General features: G+C 47.6%; 24 protein-coding genes. 19 read left to right on the top strand and 5 right to left on the bottom strand.

The genetic code is table 11. The features are described 5' to 3' along the window. The first annotated feature begins 420 nt into the window (after window positions 1-420). The 19 genes from flhD to AC07OI_RS04425 all read left to right on the top strand — a co-directional run bounded on the left by flhD (window position 421) and on the right by AC07OI_RS04425 (window position 21,530). The gene (flhD, locus tag AC07OI_RS04515) at window positions 421-738 is read left to right on the top strand and encodes a flagellar transcriptional regulator FlhD (protein WP_110254236.1); all 318 of its coding nucleotides are present in this window, start codon (window positions 421-423) and stop codon (window positions 736-738) included. Window positions 739-777: 39 nt separating this feature from the next. Beyond that, window positions 778-1,332 (top strand): flagellar transcriptional regulator FlhC, encoded by a 555-nt coding sequence (gene flhC / locus AC07OI_RS04510; RefSeq protein WP_492702959.1) that lies wholly within the window; start codon window positions 778-780, stop codon window positions 1,330-1,332. A 15-nt stretch (window positions 1,333-1,347) separates the two neighbouring features. Next, a complete protein-coding gene (locus tag AC07OI_RS04505) occupies window positions 1,348-2,154 on the top strand; it encodes a class I SAM-dependent methyltransferase (RefSeq protein ID WP_495256413.1) in 807 nt (268 codons plus the stop codon). A 119-nt stretch (window positions 2,155-2,273) separates the two neighbouring features. Next, the gene (gene motA / locus AC07OI_RS04500; protein ID WP_423010310.1) at window positions 2,274-3,134 is read left to right on the top strand and encodes a flagellar motor stator protein MotA; all 861 of its coding nucleotides are present in this window, start codon (window positions 2,274-2,276) and stop codon (window positions 3,132-3,134) included. A gap of 17 nt (window positions 3,135-3,151) precedes the next feature. Then, on the top strand, window positions 3,152-4,075 hold the full coding sequence (gene motB, locus AC07OI_RS04495; protein WP_492703128.1) for a flagellar motor protein MotB: 924 nt from the start codon (window positions 3,152-3,154) through the stop codon (window positions 4,073-4,075). A gap of 96 nt (window positions 4,076-4,171) precedes the next feature. Next, window positions 4,172-4,720, top strand: coding sequence for a chemotaxis protein (locus tag AC07OI_RS04490; protein WP_492702961.1), 549 nt, complete (start codon window positions 4,172-4,174; stop codon window positions 4,718-4,720). 51 nt (window positions 4,721-4,771) lie between these two features. Continuing rightward, window positions 4,772-5,137 (top strand): response regulator, encoded by a 366-nt coding sequence (locus AC07OI_RS04485; RefSeq protein WP_110253733.1) that lies wholly within the window; start codon window positions 4,772-4,774, stop codon window positions 5,135-5,137. A gap of 50 nt (window positions 5,138-5,187) precedes the next feature. Next, window positions 5,188-7,221 (top strand): chemotaxis protein CheA, encoded by a 2,034-nt coding sequence (cheA, locus tag AC07OI_RS04480; RefSeq protein WP_495256412.1) that lies wholly within the window; start codon window positions 5,188-5,190, stop codon window positions 7,219-7,221. Between the two features lie 35 nt (window positions 7,222-7,256). Then, on the top strand, window positions 7,257-7,766 hold the full coding sequence (locus tag AC07OI_RS04475; protein WP_423010313.1) for a chemotaxis protein CheW: 510 nt from the start codon (window positions 7,257-7,259) through the stop codon (window positions 7,764-7,766). A 76-nt stretch (window positions 7,767-7,842) separates the two neighbouring features. Continuing rightward, window positions 7,843-9,603, top strand: a complete 1,761-nt coding sequence (locus AC07OI_RS04470) for a methyl-accepting chemotaxis protein (RefSeq protein ID WP_492702963.1) — start codon at window positions 7,843-7,845, stop codon at window positions 9,601-9,603. A gap of 247 nt (window positions 9,604-9,850) precedes the next feature. After that, window positions 9,851-10,744, top strand: a complete 894-nt coding sequence (locus tag AC07OI_RS04465) for a CheR family methyltransferase (RefSeq protein ID WP_492702964.1) — start codon at window positions 9,851-9,853, stop codon at window positions 10,742-10,744. A 3-nt stretch (window positions 10,745-10,747) separates the two neighbouring features. Continuing rightward, window positions 10,748-11,356, top strand: coding sequence for a chemoreceptor glutamine deamidase CheD (cheD, locus tag AC07OI_RS04460; protein ID WP_186951606.1), 609 nt, complete (start codon window positions 10,748-10,750; stop codon window positions 11,354-11,356). 51 nt (window positions 11,357-11,407) lie between these two features. Next, window positions 11,408-12,484, top strand: a complete 1,077-nt coding sequence (locus tag AC07OI_RS04455; RefSeq protein ID WP_492702965.1) for a protein-glutamate methylesterase/protein-glutamine glutaminase — start codon at window positions 11,408-11,410, stop codon at window positions 12,482-12,484. A 103-nt stretch (window positions 12,485-12,587) separates the two neighbouring features. Next, window positions 12,588-12,977 (top strand): chemotaxis response regulator CheY, encoded by a 390-nt coding sequence (gene cheY, locus AC07OI_RS04450; RefSeq protein ID WP_110253727.1) that lies wholly within the window; start codon window positions 12,588-12,590, stop codon window positions 12,975-12,977. 30 nt (window positions 12,978-13,007) lie between these two features. Further along, on the top strand, window positions 13,008-13,298 hold the full coding sequence (locus tag AC07OI_RS04445) for a hypothetical protein (protein WP_492702966.1): 291 nt from the start codon (window positions 13,008-13,010) through the stop codon (window positions 13,296-13,298). Window positions 13,299-13,420: 122 nt separating this feature from the next. After that, window positions 13,421-14,638, top strand: coding sequence for an EAL and HDOD domain-containing protein (locus AC07OI_RS04440; RefSeq protein ID WP_492702967.1), 1,218 nt, complete (start codon window positions 13,421-13,423; stop codon window positions 14,636-14,638). A gap of 136 nt (window positions 14,639-14,774) precedes the next feature. Then, a complete protein-coding gene (locus tag AC07OI_RS04435) occupies window positions 14,775-16,460 on the top strand; it encodes a glycosyltransferase family 39 protein (protein ID WP_495256411.1) in 1,686 nt (561 codons plus the stop codon). A gap of 137 nt (window positions 16,461-16,597) precedes the next feature. Further along, window positions 16,598-20,593, top strand: coding sequence for a phosphoribosylformylglycinamidine synthase (purL, locus tag AC07OI_RS04430; protein WP_495256757.1), 3,996 nt, complete (start codon window positions 16,598-16,600; stop codon window positions 20,591-20,593). Between the two features lie 196 nt (window positions 20,594-20,789). Next, on the top strand, window positions 20,790-21,530 hold the full coding sequence (locus AC07OI_RS04425) for a substrate-binding periplasmic protein (protein WP_492702969.1): 741 nt from the start codon (window positions 20,790-20,792) through the stop codon (window positions 21,528-21,530). Between the two features lie 61 nt (window positions 21,531-21,591). Here AC07OI_RS04425 and AC07OI_RS04420 read toward each other — a convergent pair whose 3' ends face one another. Genes AC07OI_RS04420 through AC07OI_RS04400 form a run of 5 tightly spaced genes read right to left on the bottom strand, consistent with a single transcriptional unit; the run spans window position 21,592 to window position 25,232 of the window. Next, on the bottom strand, window positions 21,592-22,383 hold the full coding sequence (locus tag AC07OI_RS04420; RefSeq protein ID WP_492702970.1) for a peptidylprolyl isomerase: 792 nt from the start codon (window positions 22,381-22,383) through the stop codon (window positions 21,592-21,594). 50 nt (window positions 22,384-22,433) lie between these two features. Beyond that, on the bottom strand, window positions 22,434-22,706 hold the full coding sequence (locus AC07OI_RS04415) for a BolA family protein (RefSeq protein ID WP_492702971.1): 273 nt from the start codon (window positions 22,704-22,706) through the stop codon (window positions 22,434-22,436). After that, window positions 22,703-23,326 carry a septation protein A gene (locus tag AC07OI_RS04410; protein ID WP_495256410.1) on the bottom strand — a complete coding sequence of 208 codons (624 nt, stop codon included), beginning with the start codon at window positions 23,324-23,326 and terminating at the stop codon, window positions 22,703-22,705. Before AC07OI_RS04410 ends, AC07OI_RS04415 begins: the two co-directional genes overlap by 4 nt. An 11-nt stretch (window positions 23,327-23,337) precedes the next feature. Next, window positions 23,338-23,733 carry a peptide-methionine (R)-S-oxide reductase MsrB gene (gene msrB, locus AC07OI_RS04405; RefSeq protein WP_425450863.1) on the bottom strand — a complete coding sequence of 132 codons (396 nt, stop codon included), beginning with the start codon at window positions 23,731-23,733 and terminating at the stop codon, window positions 23,338-23,340. A gap of 20 nt (window positions 23,734-23,753) precedes the next feature. Beyond that, a complete protein-coding gene (locus AC07OI_RS04400; RefSeq protein WP_495256409.1) occupies window positions 23,754-25,232 on the bottom strand; it encodes a protein adenylyltransferase SelO in 1,479 nt (492 codons plus the stop codon). Between the last annotated feature and the right edge of the window lie 3 nt (window positions 25,233-25,235).

Here is a 25,235-nt window from a genome sequence, read left to right as displayed (position 1 = left end):
ATTTTTTTTTGGTTTTTTTTGCGCTTAACCCTAAAGATTTCACAATTTGTTGCCGTTACAAGGATAAGAAAATAAATCGAAAATATTTTAAATTTTCCCTAAAGTTTTCTAAAGTACTGCCGTTAATGAATATAAGACGATATGGTAAAAGGTCTACTTTTACGCAAGTCGTTGTTTTAATTGGTATTTTTTGATTTGGCCACTTTCGCTGATTCAAAAAAATAAAAATCTGTTTTCTACGAAATTTCATTTTGTAGATGTCTAAATTTGCCTGTAGGATATTTTCCTACGGCATGCCTTCGTTTTTTTCTTGGTTTAAATACGGAATCTCGCTTATACAGCCACTTTTCACCAGCCTGCACAATGTATCTCACTGGCAACGCAAACATGCCGCTGATAACAAAACTGGAGGGTGGGAAAATGACGCAGAACGATATGATGGCCGAGATTCGGGATGCCAATTTGAGTTATTTGATGTTGGCACAACAAATGATTCGCGCTGATAAAGCGACCGCTATTTTCCGTTTGGGCATCGGCAAGGAAATCGCAGACCTGATTGAAGGTTTGAATAATGCCCAGATTTTGAAATTGGCAGGTTCCAATATGATGTTGGCGCGTTTCCGCTTCGAAGATAGCTCCATTTTGTGCATGTTGACAAATTACAACAAGGAGCGTGCGCTTGCACATTCCCATGCTGCGATCTTGATGGCTGGTCAGCCAGTTGAAGAAATCCATTAATTTGTCGGGCATTTAAATCAAGGCGGATGGAGAAAAATTATGGCAAGCAAAAGCGTAGTAAATGAAGCTCACGAAATTCAATTGGCGATTGAGTTGGTCAATCTGGGTGCCAGATTGCAATTGCTGGAATCGGAAACTTCTTTGTCGCGTGAGCGTCTGCTGAAGATTTACAAGGAGTTGAAGGGTGTATCTCCACCAAAAGGCATGCTGCCTTTTTCTGCCGACTGGTTTATTACATGGCAGCCCAATATCCATTCTTCCCTGTTCATGAATATCCATAAATATCTGCGTGAGCATGCCGGTGTTGATGGTATTGATGCTGTGATCAAGGCATATCGCCTGTATCTCGAACAAGTGCCTGTCCCTGCAGGTGAGGAACCAGTATTATCACTGACACGTGCATGGACTTTGGTTCGCTTCTTTGAAGGCAAAATGCTGAGTTTTGCAAAATGTTGCAAATGCGGTGGGCATTTTGTTGCGCATAGCCTGGATTTGCATGATGATTATGCTTGTGGTTTATGCCACGTCCCGTCACGGGCAGGTAAAACAAAAAAAGCAAAAGATGCGGAGGCCGCGCTGGAAATGGTGGCATAAAATTCAGGAGGAGCCTTGGAGGTAGCATCATCAAAAACCCGCAAAGGCAAACTCCTACCGGATGACGGAGTCTTCTCTTCGCCCGTTTTTCTGGCCTTGCTTATACAATTGCTTGCATTTGGCCTGTCTTATTTGCTGTACGCCACCGATCGGTGGCAGTTTGGCGGCATACTTTCCCCTTATTTGCTACTCATTATTCACGCCAGCCTGGCTGCCTTGGTGAGTTTCTTGCTGCACATGAGTTGGTGGTGGTGGCTCATACAATTCATTTTTCCCTTCGCAGTCGTCACTTCGCTGATTTTTCAGTTGCATCCAGGTGTGAGTCTTGCAATCTTTGTGCTCATGGTATTGTTGTTTTGGTCAACTTACCGTACACAAGTTCCATATTTTCCTTCCAAATCCAGTTTGTTGCCGTGTATTCTTGAGCAACTACCTGCGCATGATGATTTGTCTTTTATTGATATTGGCAGTGGCTTTGGCGGTGTGTCTGTCAGTCTTGCCAGGCTACGGCCGCAGCAATCTTTTTTGGGAGTGGAGGTGGCGCCGTTCCCATGGCTGGTCAGTTGGCTCAGGGCTAAATTGGCTGGTCCCAGGGTTCACTTCTATCTAAAAGATTATCTGCAACTGGATTTTGCTGAGTTTGATGTCGTGTTTGCTTACCTGTCACCAGCGGCCATGCCTGGCTTGTGGGAAAAAGTCAGTGCTGAGATGCGGCCAGGTACGCAATTCATGAGTTATGAGTTCAAAGTGCCTGGCATTGAGGCGGATTTAACTATAAAAAGCAATGCGAATGACCCCGTTCTTTATGTCTGGCGCATATAATGCATATAGTGAAATGTATTCCTGAAGCAATATTTAACCTTCCATTTCTGGTGAATGCTTCAGGTCTGAGGTAGTGTAGTCGATATTATAAAAAAATCCTCTCTAAGGAGTAAAAGCTCGTGTTAGTTATCGTCGGCTATATCATCGTATTGGGCTCAGTCTTTGGTGGCTTTGTTTTGTCCGGTGGGCATATCGCGGTATTGTTTCAGCCCCTGGAATTGCTGATGATAGGCGGCGCTGCGGTTGGCGCTTCTCTGGTTGGTAATAATGCGAAAACCCTGAAGGCCACCATGAAGGCACTTCCAGGTGTCCTGAAAGGCTCAAAATATACAAAAGCCCTGTATATGGAGCTGATGACGATGCTGTTCGATGTTCTGACCAAGGTTCGCAAAGAGGGGCTGATGTCCATCGAGGGTGATATTGAGCGCCCTGAGGAAAGTCCGCTTTTCAGTAAATATCCTGCAATTGTCCACGATCATCATATGATGGAGTTTATCGGGGATTATTTGCGCCTGATGGTTTCAGGGAATATGGATGCCTTTCAAATTGAAAATCTGATGGACAATGAATTGGAAACCCATCATCACGAAGGCGCAGTTCCTGCACATTTCATTGCCAAGTTAGGTGATGGCTTGCCTGCTTTCGGTATTGTGGCTGCGGTGATGGGGGTGGTGCATACGATGGAGTCTGTTGGTATTCCACCATCCGAACTTGGTATCTTGATTGCCCATGCTCTGGTTGGTACTTTCCTGGGTATTTTGCTCGCTTATGGTTTCGTCGGGCCGCTGGCTGGTTTGATGGAGCAGCAACTGGATGAGTCATCCAAGACTTTTCAGTGTATCAAGGTGACGTTGTTGGCGAGCTTGAACGGTTATGCACCGGCTTTGGCGGTGGAGTTTGGCAGGAAAGTATTGTATTCGACTGAAAGGCCAACTTTCACTGAGTTGGAAGATCACATTAAGCAATCGAAATCTAAATAATAAAAACTGGATTGATGATGGCAAGCGAAGAATTACGACCAATTATAGTCAAGCGCATCAAGAAGGTGGCCGGTGGCCACCACGGTGGTGCCTGGAAAATTGCCTACGCCGATTTTGTGACAGCGATGATGGCGTTTTTCCTGTTGATGTGGTTGCTTGGTTCTACTGCCAAAGGTAATTTGAACGGCATCGCCGAGTATTTTCAAACTCCTTTGAAGGTGGCGATGGCGGGTGGTGATGGCAGCGGCGATAGTTCCAGCGTGATCAAGGGCGGTGGTAAGGATTTGAGTGCGCGTGAAGGGCAAAGCCGTAAAGGCGAGATTGACACGCAAAAGAAAACCTACAACCTGCAGGCTGCAGAGGCTGCTCTGGCAAAAGTAGAGGCAGAACGGCTGAAGGGCCTGAAGTCTAAAATTGAAGCGGCCATCGAATCCAACCCTACACTGAAGCAATACAAGAAACAGCTTTTGCTTGATATCACGACTGATGGTTTGCGTATTCAGATGGTGGATGAGCAAAACCGCCCCATGTTTGCGTCGGCCAAGGCAGATTTGCAGCCCTACACCAGAGAAATTTTGCACGAAATTGGCAAGGCGCTTAATGATGTGCCTAACCGCATCAGTTTGTCGGGCCACACCGATGCTGCGCCTTATGGTAGTGGTGAGCGTGGTTACAGCAATTGGGAATTATCTGCTGATCGCGCCAATGCATCCAGGCGAGAGTTGATTTATGGTGGTATGGATGAGTCCAAGATGTTAAGAGTGGTTGGGCTTTCCTCTTCTGTGCTGTTTGATAAAAAAGATCCTTTGAATCCGATTAATCGAAGAATTAGCATTATCGTCATGAACAAAAAAGCAGAAGAGTCTGCTTCACAGGACGGCGGCTCTATCGAGGTCGCAAATCAGTCTGACTCAAGTGCTGAAATTTCAGTTAAACCTTGATAAAGCAAGATATTTGCAAGAGACAAGCAAAATACAAGAAAAATACAAACAAGACGCAGCATCATTAAGTCAATATGCATAGATAGGATGCTTAAGATGTCCAAAAAGAAACTGTTGGGTTCTCAGGTTAAGCAACTTTTATCAGGTGTGTCTGATCACGGAAATGCACATTTGCTGGAGGTTGAGACTGACCTTGCGCAAACCACCATACTGTTGGGTGAGGCGATAGAGAAGCTGGGCGTCAGCTTCATGGCGCTGCATGCGGCAATATCGAGTGAGCAGGAAGAAATCAATTTAATCGTCAGCTCGGGCGGTGTTTCAGATGACAGTGTGTTGCGACTCAAGGTTATACAGGAAGATATCGCCAAACATATCAGTTCGGCCGTGACCAGCTTGCAATTTCAGGATTTGACCAGTCAGTTGATTTCACGAACTCTGCAAAGATGTGAAGGTTTGCGTGAAGTGCTGGGGACCTTGGGTGTGGTCGGTAATGATATTGAACATGATGGTGAAACAGACGAATTGACGGCGTTGTTGCGCGAGACTACCGTGCGCCTGGAAAAGCAAAGTGCGGATCTGAAGAATTTGTTACGTAAAGCAGTGCATCAAAAGCATATGGATAGCGGTGACATTGAGTTATTTTAAATCAAGTGGCGGCGATCAGAAGCTGCCTACAATTCGTATAACGGAGTAAATATGGCCAAGACAATTTTAGCTGTGGATGATTCTGGCTCCTTGAGGCAGATGGTAGCGTTCAGTTTAAAAGCAGCTGGATATCAGGTAATAGAGGCAGTGGATGGTCAGGACGGCCTGGAGAAGGCACGTAATCAGGTTGTTGACCTGGTACTCACAGATCAAAACATGCCGCGTATGGATGGTCTCACCCTGATCAAGTCTCTGCGTGGATTGCCATCGTACGCACGCGTACCTATCCTGATGTTGACGACAGAGTCAAGTGACGACATGAAGGCAAAAGGCCGTGCAGCCGGTGCGAATGGCTGGTTGGTCAAACCTTTTGATCCACAGAAGTTGACTGAAGTAGTTAAAAAAGTGATTGGCTGAATTAATGGCCTGGTGTCTGGGCAAACAAATGTAAATCACGGAGCTTAATAATGACGATTGACATGAGTCAGTTTTTCCAAGTGTTTTTCGACGAGGCGGAAGAGCTTCTTGCCGAGAAGGAAAAATTGTTACTTGCCGTCGATATCTCTTCGCCAGATCCAGAGGATTTGAATGCCATATTCAGGGCAGCTCATTCCATTAAGGGTGGTGCTTCGACCTTTGGTCTTACAGATATGACAGAAGTGACGCATATACTTGAGTCACTGCTGGATAAAATCCGCAAAGGGGAAATGGCTCTGACTGGCGAGCACGTAGACGCTTTTCTCATCGCCAAAGATATTTTAAAGATGCAGCTGGACGGTCATAGATTGGGCACGCCCGTTGACCAAGACGCTGTTGCGGATGTAAGGATGTTGCTGCAATCCTTATCGCAAGATGCCGTACCTGTGCCTGCACCTGCTGCGAGTTTTATCAGTCATCAATCCAGCATGGATCATGCCGATATCGTATTTAAAACGGCATACAAAATTGAAATGCCAGATGTATCTGAAGCTGATGCAGCAGCCATCATGTCTGAACTTGGACTTCTGGGGGCGATTTCACGCCTGGATAATAATGGCAAGAATGTGGTTCTGGCCTTGCGTACCAATGAAAGCAAGGACGATATCGTATCGATTTGCTCTTTCATTCTGAATCCTGATACGCTGAAAATTACAGAAGAACAGATCGCCAATTTACCTGTAAGGAAAGCAGAGCCTACAGAGGATGAACTTGGATACGGGTTCTTTGAACCTCTGGAATCCATGTTCCCACCAGAAGAAAACAAGGCAGAACCTGCCTCTGAGAAAGTGGTGGATGTTGTTGTCGCTGAAAAGCAAGTGCAGCAAACTGAGAAAAAAGTGGAAAAAGCTACCACTTCTCAAGAGTCTTCAACCATACGGGTTGGCATAGAAAAAGTTGATCAGCTGATTAACCTGATTGGCGAACTGGTTATTACCCAGGCCATGCTGGAGCAGCGCACGCAAGACCTTGATCCGATTGCGAATGAACGACTGTTAAGCAGTGTTGCTCATTTGACGAGGAATACCCGCGACTTGCAAGAAGCAGTCATGTCCATACGCATGATGCCCATGGATTATGTTTTTTCACGTTTCCCGCGCATGGTCAGGGATCTGGCCAGCAAACTGGGGAAAAAAGTCGAATTCGTTACCTATGGCGCTTCGACCGAACTTGATAAAGGCTTGATTGAACGCATTGTTGACCCGCTTACGCATCTGGTCAGAAACAGTATTGATCATGGTATAGAAATGCCGGCTGCCAGGACGCAAGCTGGTAAAAGTGAGACCGGTAAATTGTCTCTGTCGGCAGTGCATCAGGGCGGTAATATTGTGATCGAAGTCAGCGATGACGGCGGTGGATTGCACAGGGAAAAAATTCTTGCCAAAGCCAGGCAAAATGGTTTGACGGTTTCCGATTCCATGAGCGATAGCGAAGTCTGGTTGCTGATTTTTGCTCCAGGTTTTTCTACCGCAGAGACTGTAACGGATGTTTCTGGCCGTGGTGTTGGCATGGATGTGGTCAAACGTAATATCGCTGCCATGGGCGGTGTAGTCGACATACGTTCAGCAATGGGATACGGCACGACGATTACCATTTCCCTGCCATTGACGCTGGCCATTCTTGATGGCATGTCGATTAAATTTGGCAACGAGATTTATATTCTACCGCTGGGCTTTGTCATGGAATCGCTGCAGCCAGCCCAGGCAGATATTAAAGAGATCAGTGGCAAGGGCAAAGTGGTTAAAGTACGCGGTGAGTATCTGCCACTGGTACCTTTGTACGAGTACTTCGATATTGAGCCCAAGTATACGAACCCATCTGATGGCATCGTTGTGATCGTTGAAGTAGATGGTAAAAAAGCTGCTTTGTTTGTTGATGATCTGGTTGGACAGCAGCAGGTTGTCGTGAAAAATATAGAATCAAATTACAAGAAGGTCCCTGGGATCTCTGGCGCAACTATCCTGGGTGATGGTGGCGTTGCACTTATTTTAGATGTCGCCGCTGTGTTGCGTACTGCGCGATGAAGATTGAATTAGAAATTTAAGACGAGGAAAAAGAAATGGCGCAAATTTCACAGGGTAGTGATCATGCTTCGAATGACGGGGCTAAATCTGATATTGCCGGGCATGAATTCCTTGCTTTTACTTTGGGTAATGAAGAATATGGTATCGACATACTCAAGGTCCAGGAAATACGTGGCTATGAAGCCGTTACGCGAATCGCCAACGCACCAGATTTTTTGAAGGGTGTCATCAATTTGCGCGGCATTATTGTTCCCGTGGTTGATATGCGTATCAAATTCAACTTGGGTACGCCTACTTATGATCAGTTCACGGTCGTCATCATTTTAAATATTGAAGGACGTATCGTTGGTATGGTCGTTGATAGCGTCTCTGACGTCACGACTTTGTTACCAGAGCAAGTCAGGCCTGCTCCTGAAATGGGGACCACATTCAGTACTGATTTCCTGATCGGATTGGGTACTCTCGATGACCGTATGTTGATATTGGTGGATATTGATAAATTGATGTCCAGTCCAGAAATGGGATTGGTCGATACTGCTGCATGATGTCCTGGTTTCTCTGAGTGGCTACTGATAATAAATGTAGACATAGGCACTAACTAAAAAATAAATAGGAGACACTATGAATCTGAGAAATTTTAAAATCGGTACCCGTCTAGGAGTGGGCTTTGCACTGATACTGGTGGGCCTGATCTCGGTAATTTTATTTGTTAACGCCTTGAGTGGTAACAACCGCAAGGCCATGATTGAAGGCTTGAATCTGGCTGCTCAAAAACAGGTTCTGGCCAATGCCATGAAAAGCGCTCTGTTTGAGGGTGGTATAGCCATGCGCAATATCGGCATACAGTCAGATGTCGGTGAAATGCAAAAAGAAGAAACCAAGGTCAAGGCACAAAGAAAAAAATATGAAGATGCAAAAGAAAAAATTGCCTCTCTGGGCTTGAATGAAGAAGAAAAGAAAATCCTTGGCGACATTGCCAAAGTTGATAAAGAAATAGAAAAACCATTAAAGGACGCGGTAGGGCAGGCTTTGGCATTTAATGCAGAAGGTGCCGCAAAAATTATTGCAACGGTCATTGACCCGTTAAGTTCAAAATCCATACTGGAAATGAATAAGCTGGTTGATTTGCAGGATGTTGCATCCAAACAGGTTTTTGAAAATTTTGCGGCAGCAGGCGCAAAACTGACAATCTGGCTGTATGTCATTCTCTTGTCTGCCGTGATAGTTGGGGCATTGTTTGCCTGGACTATTACCCGCAGTATCACGCAGCCTTTGCAGGAAGCGCTGAGTCTGGCTGAAACTGTCGCAGACGGTGATTTGCGTAGTCAGGTGACGGTATCTGGTCATGACGAAGTAACGTCCCTGTTTCAGGCCTTAAAGAACATGAATGACAATCTGGCCTCTACCGTTGGTCAGGTCAGGACAGGTACAGAAACCATCACCGTTGCCTCTCAAGAGATCGCCTCAGGCAATGCCGATCTGTCGAGCCGCACAGAATCGCAAGCCAGTTCTTTGGAAGAGACAGCCAGCTCCATGGAAGAGTTGACCAGCACAGTCAGGCAAAATGCTGATAATGCGCGCCAGGCGAATCAATTGGTGGTTTCAGCTTCCAGTGTCGCGGTCAAGGGCGGTGAGGTGGTGGGGCAGGTGGTCAATACCATGGGCTCGATCAAAGAAAGTTCACGCAAAATCGTTGACATCATTGGTGTCATTGATGGCATCGCCTTCCAGACCAATATCCTGGCGTTGAATGCCGCAGTAGAAGCCGCCAGGGCGGGTGAGCAAGGACGTGGTTTTGCCGTGGTAGCGGCAGAAGTGCGCAACCTGGCACAACGCAGTGCAAGTGCCGCCAAAGAAATCAAGTCCCTCATCAGCGATTCGGTAGACAAAGTCGATCAGGGTAGTAAGCTGGTAGACGAAGCAGGCAAGACCATGGATGAAATTGTCACCAGCGTACAGCATGTGGCCGACATCATGAGCGAGATCACGGCAGCCAGCCAGGAACAAAGTTCAGGCATAGAACAAGTGAACCTGGCGATTACGCAAATGGATGAAATGACGCAACAGAATGCGGCATTGGTTGAGCAGGCAGCGGCTGCGGCAGAGAGTATGGAAGAGCAGGCGGTTGCATTGGCACAGGCAGTCAGTGTATTCAAACTGAATGGAAATGCAGCGCAAATCAGTCAGCAAGCTAAACCAGTTGTCAGTAAAGCAGTGAGTAACAGCAAGCCTGCTACGAGTGCCAGGCCAGAAGTGAAGGCATTGCCCCGGGCAACACGTGCGACTTCCGCAACTCCGGCATCGACTGGAGCTGGTGCTCGTGCCAGTAAGCCGGTTGCCGAGCCAGGCAAGCGTACGGACGACGATTGGGAAGAATTTTAATTCAGGGGCGTAAGCTATAGCGAGGAAGGTATGATTTCTGTCTTAAAGCCTGGATACTTAGATAGCAAAGTGATTGTCATGTAACAAGCGTCATGTCACGTATGAAAGACGCTTGTAATTTAACTTAATTAACAGTAAATATTTTTCAGTCTGGCAAAATGTCTTTGTAATCTTGATTATCTGGATTTTTATTTGAAATCAGCTTTCGTCTCTAAAACAAGATGGGGAAAGTTTAGGAAAGCATTGAATGACGAAATCCATCGATAAAGCCAGATCAGACACTTCAAAGGAGTTTTCATTTAACTCCAAAGATTTTGATCGTGTCAGAGATCTGATTTACAAACGAGCTGGCATTTCTCTGGCAGATAGTAAGCAGGAAATGGTTTATAGCCGGCTTGCGCGCCGTTTGCGGGCGACTGGTATCAGCTCGTTTTCTGAATATCTTGATGGCCTGGAAAGTCATCAGATTGAATCTGAGTGGGAAGCCTTCACGAATGCGTTAACCACCAACCTGACTTCATTTTTCAGGGAAGAGCATCATTTTCCTATCCTTGCTGAGCACATCGCCCAGAAAAAAGAGACTGTCAATATCTGGTGTTCCGCCAGTTCTACAGGCGAAGAACCTTATTCCATTGCCATCACATTGTGTGAGGCATTCGGAACCCTGCGCCCGCCTGCACACATCATAGCCACCGATATAGATACCAATGTGTTGGAAACAGCATCCCGTGGCGTCTATAACCTGGACCGTATCGAAAAATTATCGGCAGAAAGAACGCGTAAATTTTTCTTGAAAGGCAAGGGTGCTCAGGAGGGGTTGGTGCGGGTCAGGCCAGAGTTGCGCGACTTGATCACATTTAAGCAGTTGAATTTATTGGAAGATGGCTGGCCTTTGAGTGGTGAATTCGATGCGATTTTTTGCCGGAATGTCATGATTTATTTTGACAAACCTACGCAGGGTAAAATCTTGAAGAAGTTTGTCCCCTTGATGAAGCCAGACGGTCTGTTGTTTGCCGGTCATTCAGAAAACTTCTTGTATGTCTCAGATGATTTCAAGCTGAGAGGGAAGACAGTATATGAACTGGGCAAATCCCATATGTCAGGCAACAGAGCGACATTGCGCAATTTGCAAAAAGGGTAATCCATGAGCCAGCTAAGTGAAGAGCATTTTGCGACGAATGTCTATTACGACAGGACTTTCGATTGTGATGCTGCCAAAATATTACCTGGTGAATTTTACTTCACCAACAAAGACATGCTGATCGTCACAGTGCTGGGTTCTTGCGTTTCTGCATGTATACGTGATCGTGTTTCCGGTGTCGGTGGAATGAACCATTTTATGCTGCCTGATAGCGGTGGTGATGCAGATAACCCAGTCTCTGCATCCATGCGTTATGGCACGTATGCCATGGAAGTGCTGATCAATGAATTGTTAAAAGCCGGTGCCAAGCGTGAAAACATGGAAGCCAAGGTATTTGGCGGCGGTAATGTCTTGCGTGGCTTTACAGCGATCAATGTAGGTGAGCGCAATGCCAAATTTGTACTCGACTATTTGCGGGCTGAAAGAATGCGCGTCATCGCTGAAGATCTCAATGACATTTACCCACGCAAAGTGTATTTTTTCCCCCGAACGGGCAAGGTACTGGTCAAGAAACTCAAAGTTGAGCATAACGATACCCTGAGAAGGCGCGAACAGGATTATGCCAGCAGGCTCAAGACAACTTCAGTTGGCGGTGAAGTTGATTTGTTCTGATTATTTGATGGTGTGACGTCAGTTTTAAGACGGAACGCGGAGTATTTGCGAATGAAGATAAAAGTATTAATTGTTGACGATTCTGCGCTGATCAGGAGTGTCATGAGCGAGATCATCAGCAGTCAACCCGATATGGAAGTGGTCGGCGTGGCCCCTGATCCTTTGGTTGCGCGCGAATTGATCAAGCAGACCAATCCGGATGTGCTGACACTGGATGTGGAAATGCCGAAGATGGATGGTCTCGATTTCCTTGAGCGTTTGATGCGCCTGCGCCCCATGCCCGTCATTATGGTGTCGTCACTGACCGAACGTGGTTCTGAGATCACCATGCGTGCACTGGAACTGGGGGCAGTTGATTTTGTCACCAAGCCCAAGTTATCGATACAAAGTGGCATGCTGGAGTACACTGAGTTGATCACTGACAAGATCAGGATCGCGTCCAAAGCCAGAATCAGACCAAGAAGTGCCCCAGTTGCAGTTGCCGGACAGGCGAATGTTGGTGTATTGCCACAAGTGCGCAATCCTCTGACCAGTAGTGAGAAACTGATTATTATTGGTGCCTCCACGGGGGGCACTGAAGCGATCAAGAACTTCCTGGTACAGATGCCCTCGGATTGTCCGGGAATTTTAATTACCCAGCATATGCCGGAAGGATTTACCCGTTCTTTTGCCAAGCGCCTTGATGGTTTGTGCAAAATTTCTGTGTCTGAGGCGGCAGGCGGTGAGCGTGTCTTGCCTGGTCATGCTTATATTGCTCCCGGCCATTCGCATCTGTTGCTGGGACGCAGCGGTGCCAACTATGTGACCCAACTGGATCAGGGAGAGCCGGTTAATCGGCATCGTCCTTCAGTCGATGTCTTATTCCGGTCTGCTGCTACCTATGCAGGTAAAAACGCCGTAGGCGTGATTTTGACAGGGATGGGGAAGGATGGCGCAGCAGGCATGCTGGAGATGAAAAATGCCGGTGCATACAATTTTGCCCAAGATGAAGCAAGTTGTGTAGTATTTGGTATGCCGCGTGAAGCAATAGCAATTGGCGCGACACATGAGGTTGGCCCTTTGAATGAATTGCCCACAAAGGTTCTGCATTACCTGGCTACACATGGTAGCAGAGCCCTGAGGGTGTGACGTTTTGATAGAATTTAATGTGTTACAGCAATTTCACCACCGTTTTATCTCAATTTGTCCGATAATGCTAATAACTGTCCTTAAAGAAATAGTGGAGTAATTCATGGCCGATCAAAATCTCAAATTTTTAGTAGTCGACGACTTTTCTACTATGCGTCGCATAGTGCGGAATTTGCTGAAAGAATTGGGATATTCCAATGTCGATGAAGCAGAAGACGGTGCAATGGGACTGGCAAAACTGAAGAATGGTGATTTCGATTTCGTCATCTCAGACTGGAACATGCCTAACATGGACGGGCTGACGATGTTGCAGCACATCCGTGCTGACCCGGCTTTATCAAAAATGCCGGTACTCATGGTGACTGCCGAAGCCAAAAAAGAAAACATCATTGCTGCAGCACAGGCGGGCGCAAATGGCTATGTAGTGAAACCATTTACTGCAGCCACGCTGGATGAAAAACTGACAAAGATTTTCGAAAAATTAGGAAAATAGCAGAGCAATCAGCTTTCCCAGGAGAGGAAAATGAGTCTATCCGTCAATTCAGATACTCAAGTAGAAAATCTCCTGGGCAGCGTGCGGCACATGGACAAACTGTTGCGGGATAGTGTGCAAAGCTTGGTTTTGTGTCAGTGTTTAAAGTATGCAGGCGAAGGTACGCGAAATCAGCCTTATCGCTTTGGTGTTGCTGCCACAATTTCAGAAGAGGCAGTGCAGATATCCACTCTTGTGAGTGCTTGGTTCGTGCAAGTTAATGAACGATTGATTAGTCGTTGGATGGTAGTCGACGGCAGATTGCGCGTGCTGTTTGACTAGTGCGAGAATCAATCTACAACGTGATACCGGGCTTGTTTAAACCAGAATCAGTTTAATATTTGCACGACAGCCTTGAGTTCTGAATTTTTCAATCATATTAATCCAACATAAATAATACTAAGATGATAGAAGAAAGCTTCATCGTAAGGGAGCCCTTACTCGATCCTAAGCAACGAGTTATTGGTTTTCAAATTTCCTGGCAACAGCCGGATCAAAATGCAGAAGCAAGCACGGAAAGCCTGAGCGCCTTGCTTGAGTTTGTTGCGGTGCAATTGCAGGATGACGACAAAGGTTTCTTGCTTGGCGATAGCCTGCTGTTCCTTGAGGCAGTGCCTGAGTTATTGCATGCAGAGGGTTTAAAGCTGCTCCCCGCCAAGAATACCGTACTGATACTCCATAAAAAATACTTTGCTGACCCGGATACGCTGGCTGCGGTGACCGAGTTGCGCCAACTCGGTTACGGCATATGCCTGCGCGGTGCTGAAGTAACCACGCTGGAACGCGCTTATTTTGCGCAAATTACCCATCTTGAAGTTAAATTGAATGCCGCCAATTTTGCATCGCAAGCCAAGGTATATGCGACATTGAAGCAATCGACTGTCCGTATGGTGGCGCGCAATGTTACTGCCTGGCAGGATTTCGATGCATGCTCTGCATTGGGTCTGGATAGCTTTGTCGGTAAGCTGCACCTGACACCAAGACCAAGCACTGCGCCCAAGACTTTAAATACCTCGCAAACGACTATTTTGCAGTTGATGGAAATGGTCAGGAAAAATGCCGACATCCAGCAGCTTGAAGCCGTCGTCAAGCGCGATGCGACGCTGGCTTATAAGCTTTTGCGCTACATTAACTCTGCCGGTTTCGGCTTGCGCTCTGAAGTGCAGTCCTTGAAGCATGCAGTACAGATGCTGGGTTACAGCCCTTTATATCGATGGCTCACCCTGTTATTGGCAACTGCTAGCACCAGTGGTTATTCCCCGGTATTGCTGGAAACTGCCATCGTCCGTGGTCGTCTCGCTGAAATTTTGGGGCAGGGCAAAATGTCCAAGAGTGAAGCAGAAAATCTGTTTGTGGCAGGGATGTTCTCTTTGCTGGACAGGCTGCTTGGCATTCCTATGGAGGAAGTGCTGTCATCAATACAATTGCCTGAAGTGGTCACTGAAGCATTGATATCCCGTGGTGGCACTTACGGGCCATTCCTGGCGTTGGCTGAGGCATGCGAATTGAATAGCATGCTGGTCGGCTCTCTTGCAGAATCCTTGAAGATCACTCCACCTGATTTGAACGCAGCCCACATGGCAGCCTTGGTTTGGGCGAAAAATGTAGCCTCTGTAGCCTGATTAATCGATACCTTGAAAAAAGACAAGCAATTTGCTTGTCTTTTTTTGCTTTATTCACCAAGAGTGGATAAAGTTCGCTACTTGAAAATTAAATTGAGACAAGTCCCATTTTCCCGGGAAATAATTCGCCCCATCTATGAATGTTGTGCAAGCCAATACTGAAGTGAGTCAACCCGTCATACCTGTCTGGCTGGTATGGGTACTTACTATCTTCTTTTTGGCTTATGGTCTGGGTTGCTATCCGATACTGGATAACAATGAAGGCCTGTATGCGGAAATCCCCAGGGAAATGCTGGCATCTGGCGATTGGCACCATTGGATTATTCCGCATCTGAATGGTCTGGCCTATATGGAAAAGCCACCATTGTTGTATTGGCTAACGGCGATTTCTTTTGCGATCTTTGGCGAGAATGAATGGGCGGCCCGGATGGTGCCTGCGATGTCCGCATTTTCATGCGTGGCGCTGATTTTGTGGTTTGGGCGTCAGATTGCACGTGTCTCAGCCTCACGGCTGGCTGCTTTGATGTTTATCAGCGGCCTGGGTGTCATGGCCATGTCGCGTACCCTGATGTTTGACATGCTGTTGGCGGTATTTCTGACTGGTGCGCTGATGTTTGGGTACCTGTACAGCGTTTCTGGTGAAAAGAAAAAACTCAATTGGTCTTTGGGAATGCTCGCTTTCGCATTGTTGGCGAAAGGCTTTGTAGCGATCATTTTATTTGTGGCTGTGACATTTGTTTACACCATACTGTTTTCCAGCTCAACAGGCGATTTTTTCAAAAGAATTCTGGCCTGGTTTAATGCCAGGGCGATTGCCATTTTTTTGCTGATCGCCTTGCCATGGCATATTGCCGCCATCCTGGCCGAACCCATATTTGCCTGGTTTTATTTCATTAATGAACATGTGCTGCGTTTTTTGGGCAAACGCGAGCCGCATGATTATTATGCCGGTGCCTGGTGGTATTACCTGCCAAGGATGGTGATCTATTTATTCCCCTGGTCTTTCTTTTTGCCTGTGCTTTTATTCGTCAAGGCGCGCCTGCAAACACCAAGAACCCTGCATTTCTTCCTGGCTTGCGCCTGGATCATGCCAGTTTTGTTTTTCTCTTTGTCCAGCGCCAAGGCGAATTATTATCTTGTCGTTGTCATGCCATTGGCTGCCCTGCAGCTTGCCATCGCTTTGGAAGACAGAAACCTGGGCATGGCTTGGGGCAGAGGGCTGGTAGGCCTGGTCTTATCAGCATTGTTTGGTGCTCTCGCCTGGTGGGTAGGGAAACAAGTAAATCATCAGATATCTTCCCTGATGATTTATGGCACGAACGGGAAGCAGTTTTTGCAAGCCTTCATGGCATCAGCCTGTGTTCTAAGCGCAGGTATCGCGGTGCTTGCCTGGCGCAAACCGGGTGTTGGGATATTGCCATTCATCGCTTTGCCCGCACTGATGTTGCTGGCGTTTATCGGTGTTTTGCAAGCGTCGTCGCAGTGGACTTCTACTCTGCCGCTGGTGACTGAATTGAATACCGCGCCCGACAAACGCGAAGTATTTTTATTTAAAGTATTCGAACATCAATCCTCGCTACCATTTTATTTGAAGCGGCCGGTACGGGTAGTTGAGAGTCGCAGCAGTGATTTGTTTTGGGGAAATAAGCTGCATAAAAACGAGATTGTTGTTTCAGATACTATTTTTGATAAAATTACCAACGAGCAATTGGTCAGTCTGGTCGTGCTGGATGAAGATCTGGCAGGATTTAATGATAAAAAATATGCACATAAATTCAAAAACAGTAAAAAAATCGGTCGCAGCACCCTGTTTATGAATTGAGTTTGGCAGTCAAGGCAATTTCTTCCTGCTGGCGTCTGGAGTCGGGTAGGGCATCAAGGTATAATCACGCTTTCTGATCCAACCAGCAAATGTGCATGGCAGGTTTTGTGTACATTGCCTCAACTACCTCACTCACCATGTTGATATTGCCAGGCTCCAACGCCCTGTCTGCTTTTCGTACCTCCGGTCTCCTCTCTCGTTTGCAAGCTGTTGATGCCAATATTGTCGGCGTCAGCGGACGCTATGTTCATTTTGTCGATACAGCATCTGAACTGGCCAAGGAAGACGCTGACCGCCTGAATGCTCTGCTGGTGTATGGCGATGCCTTTGCTGCCAGCAGCGAAGGTGATATGTTTGTCGTGATCCCACGTTTTGGCACGATCTCGCCATGGGCCAGCAAGGCAACAGACATCGTCCATAATTGCGGCATGACGCATATCCATCGTCTGGAACGCGGCATTATCTATTATGTACAGGTCAAGACAGGTTTGCTGGGCGGTACCAAAAAGCTTGCTGATAGCAGCCGTCAACAGGTGGCAGCATTCTTGCATGATCGCATGACAGAAATGGTGCTGGCCGATCCGCAGCAAGCGCAGGCGCTGTTCTCTGAACTGGTTGCCAAAGAGCTGGAACATGTAGACGTACTGGAAGGTGGCAAGGCAGCCCTGCTGCAGGCGAACACTGAACTCGGCCTGGCTTTATCTGACGACGAGATTGATTATCTGGTCGATGCCTTCACCACGGCTAAACGCAATCCGACTGACGTTGAGCTGATGATGTTTGCGCAAGCGAACAGCGAGCATTGTCGCCACAAGATTTTCAATGCAGACTGGACTATCGATGGTCAGAAACAGGATAAATCCCTGTTCCAGATGATCAAGAATACCCATGAGTTGCAGCCCAGAGGCACTATCGTTGCCTACAGCGATAATTCTTCCATCATGGCAGGTGCAGTCGTCAAACGCTTCTTCCCATCCGGTAAAGACCAGGTGTACAAGGTCACAGAAGAGTTGACGCATACTCTGATGAAGGTGGAAACACATAATCACCCGACAGCTATTTCTCCATTCCCAGGCGCTTCTACTGGCGCGGGTGGTGAAATTCGCGACGAAGGTGCAACCGGTCGTGGCGCACGTCCAAAAGCTGGCCTGACCGGTTTTACAGTATCCAATCTGATGTTGCCAGGCGCGCGCCAGGCTTGGGAAAATGCCGGTGACAGTCTGACTGCAAAAGTCGATGCGAATGCCTACGGCAAGCCAGACCGCATCGCTTCACCGTTGCAGATCATGATAGAAGGCCCTTTGGGTGGTGCGGCTTTCAATAATGAATTTGGCCGTCCCGTCCTGGGTGGCTACTTCCGTACCTTCGAACAAAATGTCGGCGGCACGGTCTATGGCTATCACAAGCCCATCATGATTGCTGGCGGTATCGGCAATATCTCGGACAAGCACACCAAAAAGAATGATCTGCCGGTAGGCAGCCTGTTGATACAGTTGGGTGGCCCCGGCATGCGTATAGGCATGGGTGGCAGTGCGGCTTCTTCCATGGCGACTGGTACCAATACGGCAGATCTGGATTTTGACTCCGTGCAGCGTGGCAACCCTGAAATGGAGCGCCGTGCGCAAGAGGTCATCAACTCTTGCTGGCAGTTGGGTAATGATAATCCTGTCCTGTCCATCCATGACGTAGGTGCTGGTGGTTTGTCAAATGCCTTCCCTGAAATCACCAATGATGCCAAGCGTGGTGCCTTGTTTGATTTGCGCAAAGTACCGCTTGAAGAAAGCGGCATGGCGCCGAAAGAAATCTGGAGTAATGAATCGCAGGAGCGTTATGTCCTGGGCATAGCACCAGAAAGCCTGGAACTGTTCCGTCATTTCTGCGAACGTGAGCGTTGCCCGTTTGCCGTGGTGGGTACTGCGACTGAAGAACGTCAATTGCGCGTCATTGACCCGCTGAATGATACTTCACCAGTCGATATGCCCATGAATGTCTTGCTGGGCAAACCGCCAAAAATGCACAGGGATGTTGTCCATGTCAGCAATGATTTCCCAAAAATTGATTTGACAGGCATCGATCTGCAAGTTGCCGCTGAGCGTGTACTGAGTTTGCCTACGGTTGCTGATAAATCATTCCTGATCACCATTGGTGACCGCACAGTGGGTGCTACTTCAGTGCGTGACCAGATGGTAGGCCCATGGCAAGTGCCGGTGGCTGATTGTGCCGTGACCACAATGAGCCTGGAAGGCTACCTGGGCGAAGCCATGTCCATGGGCGAGCGTACACCGCTGGCCGTGATTGATGCTGCTGCATCTGGCCGTATGGCCGTTGGCGAAGCCATCACCAACATCGCTGCTGCACCAATCAAAGATATTTCGGATATCAAACTGTCGGCCAACTGGATGGCAGCCTGTGGCCAGCCTGGCCAGGATGCCGCCCTGTTTGACACGGTAAAGGCAGTCGGCATGGAATTGTGCCCGGCACTGGGTATCAGTATCCCGGTAGGTAAGGATTCTCTGTCCATGCGTACCACGTGGAAGGATGAAGGTCAAAGCAAGGCGGTGACTTCGCCGGTATCGCTGATTATTTCTGCCTTCTCTCCTGTGTATGACGTGCGCAAGTCACTGACCCCACAAATACGCCTGGATCAGGGTGATACCAGCCTGATTTTGATCGACCTGGGCCGTGGCAAGAATCGCCTGGGTGCATCCTGCTTTGCGCAAGTCATGCAGCAACTGGGCAATGACGCACCGGATGTTGATAGTGCAGACGACCTCAAGGCCTTCTTTGCCGCTATCCAGCAATTGAATAGCGAAGACAAATTGCTGGCTTACCATGACCGCTCTGACGGTGGTCTGTACGCCAGCCTGTGTGAAATGGCATTTGCTGGTCGTGCTGGCTTGTCTGTCAATCTGGATATCCTGACCATGGATAGTGAACATGCGGCAGACCAGGGCGATGCCAAGAACTGGGCCAGCCAGGTGTCTGAACGTCGTAATGACATGACCTTGCGTGCCTTGTTCAATGAAGAACTGGGTGCCGTGATCCAAGTGCGTACTGAACAACGCTCAGAAGTCATGGATATCTTGCGCAGCTTTAATCTGGGTGCCTGCAGCCATATCATAGGCAAGCCAAACAACAGCGCGATCATTGAATTTACCCGCGATGCCAAGCAAATCTATACGCAGCCTAGAACTGCCTTGCATCAGTTGTGGAGCAAAACCAGCTGGCAAATTGCCCGCCTGCGCGACAATCCCGCCGGTGCTGATGCTGAATATGCGCGCATCGTGGATGCTAATGATCCAGGCATGCAGCCTAAATTGAGTTTCGATCCGCAGCAAGACGTGGCAGCGCCATTCATTGCGACTGGCGTACGTCCCAAGGTTGCTATCTTGCGTGAGCAGGGTGTGAATTCGCATATAGAAACTGCCTATGTCATGCACAAGTCCGGTTTTGAAGCGGTAGACGTACACATGAGTGACCTGATTGCTGGCCGCGCAAAACTGACTGACTTCAAGGGCTTGATCGCTGTCGGTGGCTTCTCTTATGGTGATGTACTGGGTGCAGGCGAGGGCTGGGCAAAAACGATTTTGTTCAATGCCATGATGTCTGATCAATTCTCACAATTCTTCCACCGCGATGACACCTTTGGTCTGGGTATCTGTAATGGTTGCCAGATGATGAGTAATTTGAAATCCATCATCCCTGGTGCGCAGGCATGGCCCAAATTCACCAAGAACAAGTCTGAGCAATTTGAAGGCCGTTTTGCCATGGTAGAAGTTGCTGAGTCTGCTTCCATCTTCTTCCAGGGTATGGCGGGTACGCAAACACCTATCGCTATCGCTCATGGCGAAGGTTTTGCTGACTTTTCAACGACTGGTGACATCGCCAAGGCACAGGTGGCCATGCGTTTTATCAATAATGCAGGCACGGCAACGGAAGCTTATCCTTATAACCCGAATGGCTCACCGCAGGGTATTACCTCGGTCACCAATGAAGATGGCCGCTTTACCGTGTTGATGCCACATGCCGAGCGTGTATTCCGCACTGTCTTGCATTCATGGCATCCAGATGGTTGGGGTGAGGATTCTCCATGGATGCGCATGTTCCGCAATGCGCGCGTCTTTGTCGGCTGATTTGTTCCTTTGCAAGACAGTGACGGACTGGCAATGGTAGGATTGCAGGAACGATGGGCGAAATCATGGAAGTGATTTCGCCCGTTTTATTTGCTTTACGCTTTATGAAGATGATTTACATTTTGAATCCAGAATAAAGCGTTTGAGGTGTGCAGCTTTCCTTATAATGAATCGCAGGGAAACTTTCTCCAGATAAATGCGATATTTGCTATTCTTTGCCATGTTGTTTGCCTTGCACACTGCCGGTGCAGCAGAGCGCTTGCGCGCCTGTGGCGGAGATAGTAACTGGCCCCCCATGTCTTATATCAAGGCTGCAGGAACGCCGGTTGAAGGTTTGTCGGCAGATATTTTGCGAAATATCTTTGCTGACCCAAAAATAGAACTCAGACCCTGGGCCCGCTGCCTCGCCGAGGTGCAGGCGCGGGAGGGATTCGATATTGTGATGTCGGTATTCAAAAACCCTGAGCGCGAAAAGATTTACCTGTTTTCCCGCAGTTATCATAGCCTGACACCTTCCTATTTGTATTCAGCCAAGCGCTTCTCGCAAGCTCCCCTGCAAGTACTCAATGACCTGGAAAAATACAAAGTGTGTTCTTTGCACGGCTCATCGACTTTCTATACCCGCCTGCCAGCCTCTGCGATTGAGAGTGGCGCAACCAGTTACACCAGTCTCATGCGTAAAATTGAACGTGGGCATTGTGACATTGTGGTGGATATGCAGGAGGTATTGTGGGGCTTTGCCCGCTTGAGCCTTTTGCCGCTGGATATGAGTACTTACAAAATATTAAACTTGCCACAGACTGAAAAATACCCCCTGCATTTTGGTGTCAGTAAGGAGCATCCTCAGGCAGCACAAATCATAGAGCAACTGGATAAGGGCCTGGCTGAATTGCAACGAAATGGCAAACTAAACAGTATTATCAATAAATACCAGTAAAAACTGTAGCCAGAATGCAAAAAGAGGCGCATTGCGCCTCTTTTTAAATTGAACCAAGCTTTTATTGGATCTTGGCTTTTTTGATCAGGGACTGTTGATAGACCTGGATACGCTGCTGTGAAATACCGTCAACAAATTCACGTTTCACTTCTTCAACAGTTGGGAATTTCGCTGTGCGCGTGTCATCCAGTTTGATGATGTGGAACTTGTCTTTGCCCTGGCCATCGGTCAGTTTTACAGGAGTTTCTGTAAATTGGCCTTTTTGCAGTTTGGTAAATGCCTGGGTAAATGCTGGTGGCCAGTTATTTGGTGTAGACCATTCCAGATCACCGCCTTTGGACGCTGTACCAGGATCTTTGGATTGTTTGGCCAGTTCGTCAAATTTGGCGCCAGCTTTCAATTTGGAAATGATTGCTTTGGCCTCATCTTCTGTATCAAGCATGATGTGATACAGGTGATATTCTTTGTCACCTGCCTGAGCCTTCAATTTATCGTATTCGGCTTGAACTTCTGCGTCAGTTACAGGGTTCTTTTTCAGATAGTCGATCATCATCGCGCGAACCAGAATGGTTTGACGCGCTTGTTCTATAGCTTGTTTTACGTCGGCGTTTTTGGCCAGTCCGGATTTCTCTGCCTCTTGTATCAAGACTTCATTGGCGATCAGGCTTTGTTTGATCTGTGCACGTAACTGAGGCGTATCCTGCTGCTGGCCTTGCGCTACCGCTTGTTTTACCAATAATTCGAGTTGGCTGGCTGGAATAGCCTTGCCATTAACCGTAGCCAGATTTTGAGCCATTGCAGGCAGGGCAGTTGCAAGAAGTACCACCAGCAAATGAGCAGGTTTAAAAGTCATTGTCTGTTCCTAAATAACAAAATAAAAAAAACGGATTATAAATAAACTGCTTAGGTCGCTATCTCTGACGGACTCAATGCCACAATATTGAGGGCATGAATTTCCGTTTGCATCATATCGCCAACGGCATCATACACTAGTCGATGGCGGGAAATACGGTTTAATCCCTCAAATTGTTGACAGACTATTCTTACACTGTAATGACCTGCACCACCTGCTGCACCGGCATGGCCGCGATGGGCTTCGGAGTCATCCGTTAATTGACACTGAGTTGGCAGCAAGGTTTCCGTCAGGCGTGCTAATATTTTTTCCTGGCGTGTCATTGGGCTGGTTCTTCCATATATTTCGCCAAAAACAGGCTTTGGATGATGATAAATGCCGGCATGATAGCAACCACGGCGATTAATTTGAAATTTGCCCATGTGTCTGTGGAGAAATTAAATGCCACATACAGATTGACGAAGCCCATCAGCAAGAAATAAAGCATCCAGGCATAACTAAGGCGAGTCCAGATTTGCTCTGGCAGTTTGATTTGCTCGCCCATTGCCATTTGAATCAGGTTTTTCTTGAAAACAAGCTGAGCCAAAGCAAATGCACCAAAATAGCACCAGTACAACACCGTAGGCTTCCATTTGATAAAGGATTCACTCTGGAAGTACAGGGTAGCACCGCCGAACACCATGATAATGATGAAGGAAATCCATAACATGGCATCCACTTTTTTACGGCGTATAAGCAGGTAGCCAATCTGGCATATGGAAGCGACCAGGGTAAGCGCTGTCGCCAGCAATATGGGAGCCAGTTCAGCAGTCGTTACACCACCAGAGACGATGCCGGAAAAATAGTCAGAGACCAGCGATTGCGCGGTAGCCGGATTTTTTTCACCCCATTTGAAGGTGATAAAAAACAGAACTACCGGAAACATGTCAAAAAGGAATTTCATTTACAGACAACTCAGGTTGCAGGGTCAAATTTCAAGGAGGCCGAATTAATGCAATAGCGCAACCTCGTAGGTGGCGGTCCGTCGGGGAATACATGTCCCAGATGGGCGTCGCAGATATTACACAATATCTCAGTGCGCGTCATGCCATGAGATGTATCAACTTTTTCACGTACATTGGCAGGATTAATTGCCTTGAAGTAACTTGGCCAGCCGCAGCCAGAGTCAAATTTAGCATCTGAAGTAAATAAGGGCGTGTTACAGCACACGCAAGTATACGTGCCTACCTCATGATGGTCCCAGAATTTACCTGTGAAAGCGCGCTCGGTAGCTGCATGTCTGGTGACTTCATATTCCATGGAACTTAACTGCGCTTTCCATTCGGCATCTGACTTTACAATTTTACTCATGATTTCCTCTGCATTTTTTTTCAGGATGAACAACTGACTTCCAGGTGCTTGGCCCAGTCAGGCGGCAATTCTGCATAATCTTCGTGTTCGTCTTGTTCCTCATAGGGATTTTCCAGAATATGCAATAATTTCCTGACTTCTGAAAAGTCCTTCTTCTGCGCTTTTTCTATTGCTAACTGAGCAAGATAATTTCTTAAAATATATTTGGGATTGACTGACAACATGCTGGTCTGACGTGTCAGCTCATCACTTTGTTCTATTGCCAGGCGTGCCCGGTAATTGACCAACCATTCATCCAGGCTATCCCTGTCCAGGAACAAATCGCGCAGCAGCTCATCCTTGGTCGATTTCTGATTCGAAAGCTTACTCAAACAGCGAAAACTCAGGGTGAAGTCTGCATGATTACTTTGTAACAAAGTGAAAAAGCCAGCAAATAAGTCCAGATCAGCTTCGTGATCTGTCTTCAGGCCAAACTTCTGATGCATGAGCGCTGTCCATTTCTGGCGATAAATGGCCGGGTAATGGCTTAGCGCAGCATTGGTGTCATCAACACTACCTATGAGTGGCGACAAGGCTTGCGCCAGAGCCTGGCAGTTCCAGTTACCTATCGCTGGCTGCATGCGGTAGGAATAGCGTCCTTGCTGGTCAGTATGGTTGCAAATATGTTTTTCATCGTAAGCCTCCATGAAACCGAATGGACCATAGTCCAAAGTCTGGCCGATGATAGACATATTGTCGGTATTCATGACGCCGTGCATAAAGCCGACAGCCTGCCAATGCGCCATCAGTTCGGCAGTACGCGTGGTGACCGTGGAGAGTAATGCCTGGTATGGATTATTTTCTGTCTGTAGTTCAGGGTAAGACTGTGCGATGACATAATCGGCGAGTAAACGCAAATCATCCATCCTGTCGTTATAGTACCAGTGCTCAAAAGAACCAAAGCGTACAAAGCTTGGAGCGACGCGTGCGACAACGGCGCTGGTTTCTGGCGTTTCGCGGAATACCATCTGGTCTGACCCTATGACGCAGAGTGCGCGTGATGTCGGTATGTTCAACGCAGCCATCGCTTCTGAACATAAAAATTCGCGTATGGATGAGCGTAATACTGCCCGGCCATCACCCATGCGAGAATACGGCGTCATGCCTGCACCCTTTAACTGTATTTCCAGATGTTGTCCATCATGAGACCTGCCACCAAGTAGCAAGGCGCGGCCATCACCCAGTTGACCGGCCCAGACGCCAAACTGGTGGCCCGAATAAACGGCTGCCAGGGGTTTGCTGCCAGGCAGGACCTGATTGCCGGAAAAATAATCGAGAAATTCAGGGGAGTCCAAACTGGCCTGATCGAGGTTCAATTGCGCCGCAACTTTATGGCTGGCCGCCACCAGATAAGGTTTATCTATGGAGTTGGCCGAAAGATGGGTAAAGAAATGCGAGGGGAGATCTGCAAACTTATTCTCCAGCATGAAATCTTGCAGAGAGAGTGGGGGAGTGGTCATGAC

The organism is Undibacterium sp. GW821-FHT07F11 (genome assembly GCF_059418665.1).
Note: the sequence above shows the minus strand (reverse complement) of the source record. Positions and strands in the feature narration are given on the sequence as shown.

Coding starts and splice junctions, on each gene's coding strand:
- AC07OI_RS04435 (WP_495256411.1), top strand. CDS start 14,775: ATGAATGTTGTGCAAGCCAATACTGAAGTGAGTCAACCCGTCATACCT.
- AC07OI_RS04485 (WP_110253733.1), top strand. CDS start 4,772: ATGGCCAAGACAATTTTAGCTGTGGATGATTCTGGCTCCTTGAGGCAG.
- AC07OI_RS04415 (WP_492702971.1), bottom strand. CDS start 22,706: ATGACACGCCAGGAAAAAATATTAGCACGCCTGACGGAAACCTTGCTG.
- cheY (WP_110253727.1), top strand. CDS start 12,588: ATGGCCGATCAAAATCTCAAATTTTTAGTAGTCGACGACTTTTCTACT.
- cheD (WP_186951606.1), top strand. CDS start 10,748: ATGAGCCAGCTAAGTGAAGAGCATTTTGCGACGAATGTCTATTACGAC.
- cheA (WP_495256412.1), top strand. CDS start 5,188: ATGACGATTGACATGAGTCAGTTTTTCCAAGTGTTTTTCGACGAGGCG.
- AC07OI_RS04475 (WP_423010313.1), top strand. CDS start 7,257: ATGGCGCAAATTTCACAGGGTAGTGATCATGCTTCGAATGACGGGGCT.
- flhD (WP_110254236.1), top strand. CDS start 421: ATGACGCAGAACGATATGATGGCCGAGATTCGGGATGCCAATTTGAGT.
- flhC (WP_492702959.1), top strand. CDS start 778: ATGGCAAGCAAAAGCGTAGTAAATGAAGCTCACGAAATTCAATTGGCG.
- AC07OI_RS04440 (WP_492702967.1), top strand. CDS start 13,421: ATGATAGAAGAAAGCTTCATCGTAAGGGAGCCCTTACTCGATCCTAAG.
- AC07OI_RS04470 (WP_492702963.1), top strand. CDS start 7,843: ATGAATCTGAGAAATTTTAAAATCGGTACCCGTCTAGGAGTGGGCTTT.
- AC07OI_RS04455 (WP_492702965.1), top strand. CDS start 11,408: ATGAAGATAAAAGTATTAATTGTTGACGATTCTGCGCTGATCAGGAGT.
- AC07OI_RS04400 (WP_495256409.1), bottom strand. CDS start 25,232: ATGACCACTCCCCCACTCTCTCTGCAAGATTTCATGCTGGAGAATAAG.
- AC07OI_RS04420 (WP_492702970.1), bottom strand. CDS start 22,383: ATGACTTTTAAACCTGCTCATTTGCTGGTGGTACTTCTTGCAACTGCC.
- motB (WP_492703128.1), top strand. CDS start 3,152: ATGGCAAGCGAAGAATTACGACCAATTATAGTCAAGCGCATCAAGAAG.
- AC07OI_RS04465 (WP_492702964.1), top strand. CDS start 9,851: ATGACGAAATCCATCGATAAAGCCAGATCAGACACTTCAAAGGAGTTT.
- AC07OI_RS04445 (WP_492702966.1), top strand. CDS start 13,008: ATGAGTCTATCCGTCAATTCAGATACTCAAGTAGAAAATCTCCTGGGC.
- msrB (WP_425450863.1), bottom strand. CDS start 23,733: ATGAGTAAAATTGTAAAGTCAGATGCCGAATGGAAAGCGCAGTTAAGT.
- AC07OI_RS04410 (WP_495256410.1), bottom strand. CDS start 23,326: ATGAAATTCCTTTTTGACATGTTTCCGGTAGTTCTGTTTTTTATCACC.
- AC07OI_RS04490 (WP_492702961.1), top strand. CDS start 4,172: ATGTCCAAAAAGAAACTGTTGGGTTCTCAGGTTAAGCAACTTTTATCA.
- purL (WP_495256757.1), top strand. CDS start 16,598: ATGTTGATATTGCCAGGCTCCAACGCCCTGTCTGCTTTTCGTACCTCC.
- AC07OI_RS04425 (WP_492702969.1), top strand. CDS start 20,790: ATGCGATATTTGCTATTCTTTGCCATGTTGTTTGCCTTGCACACTGCC.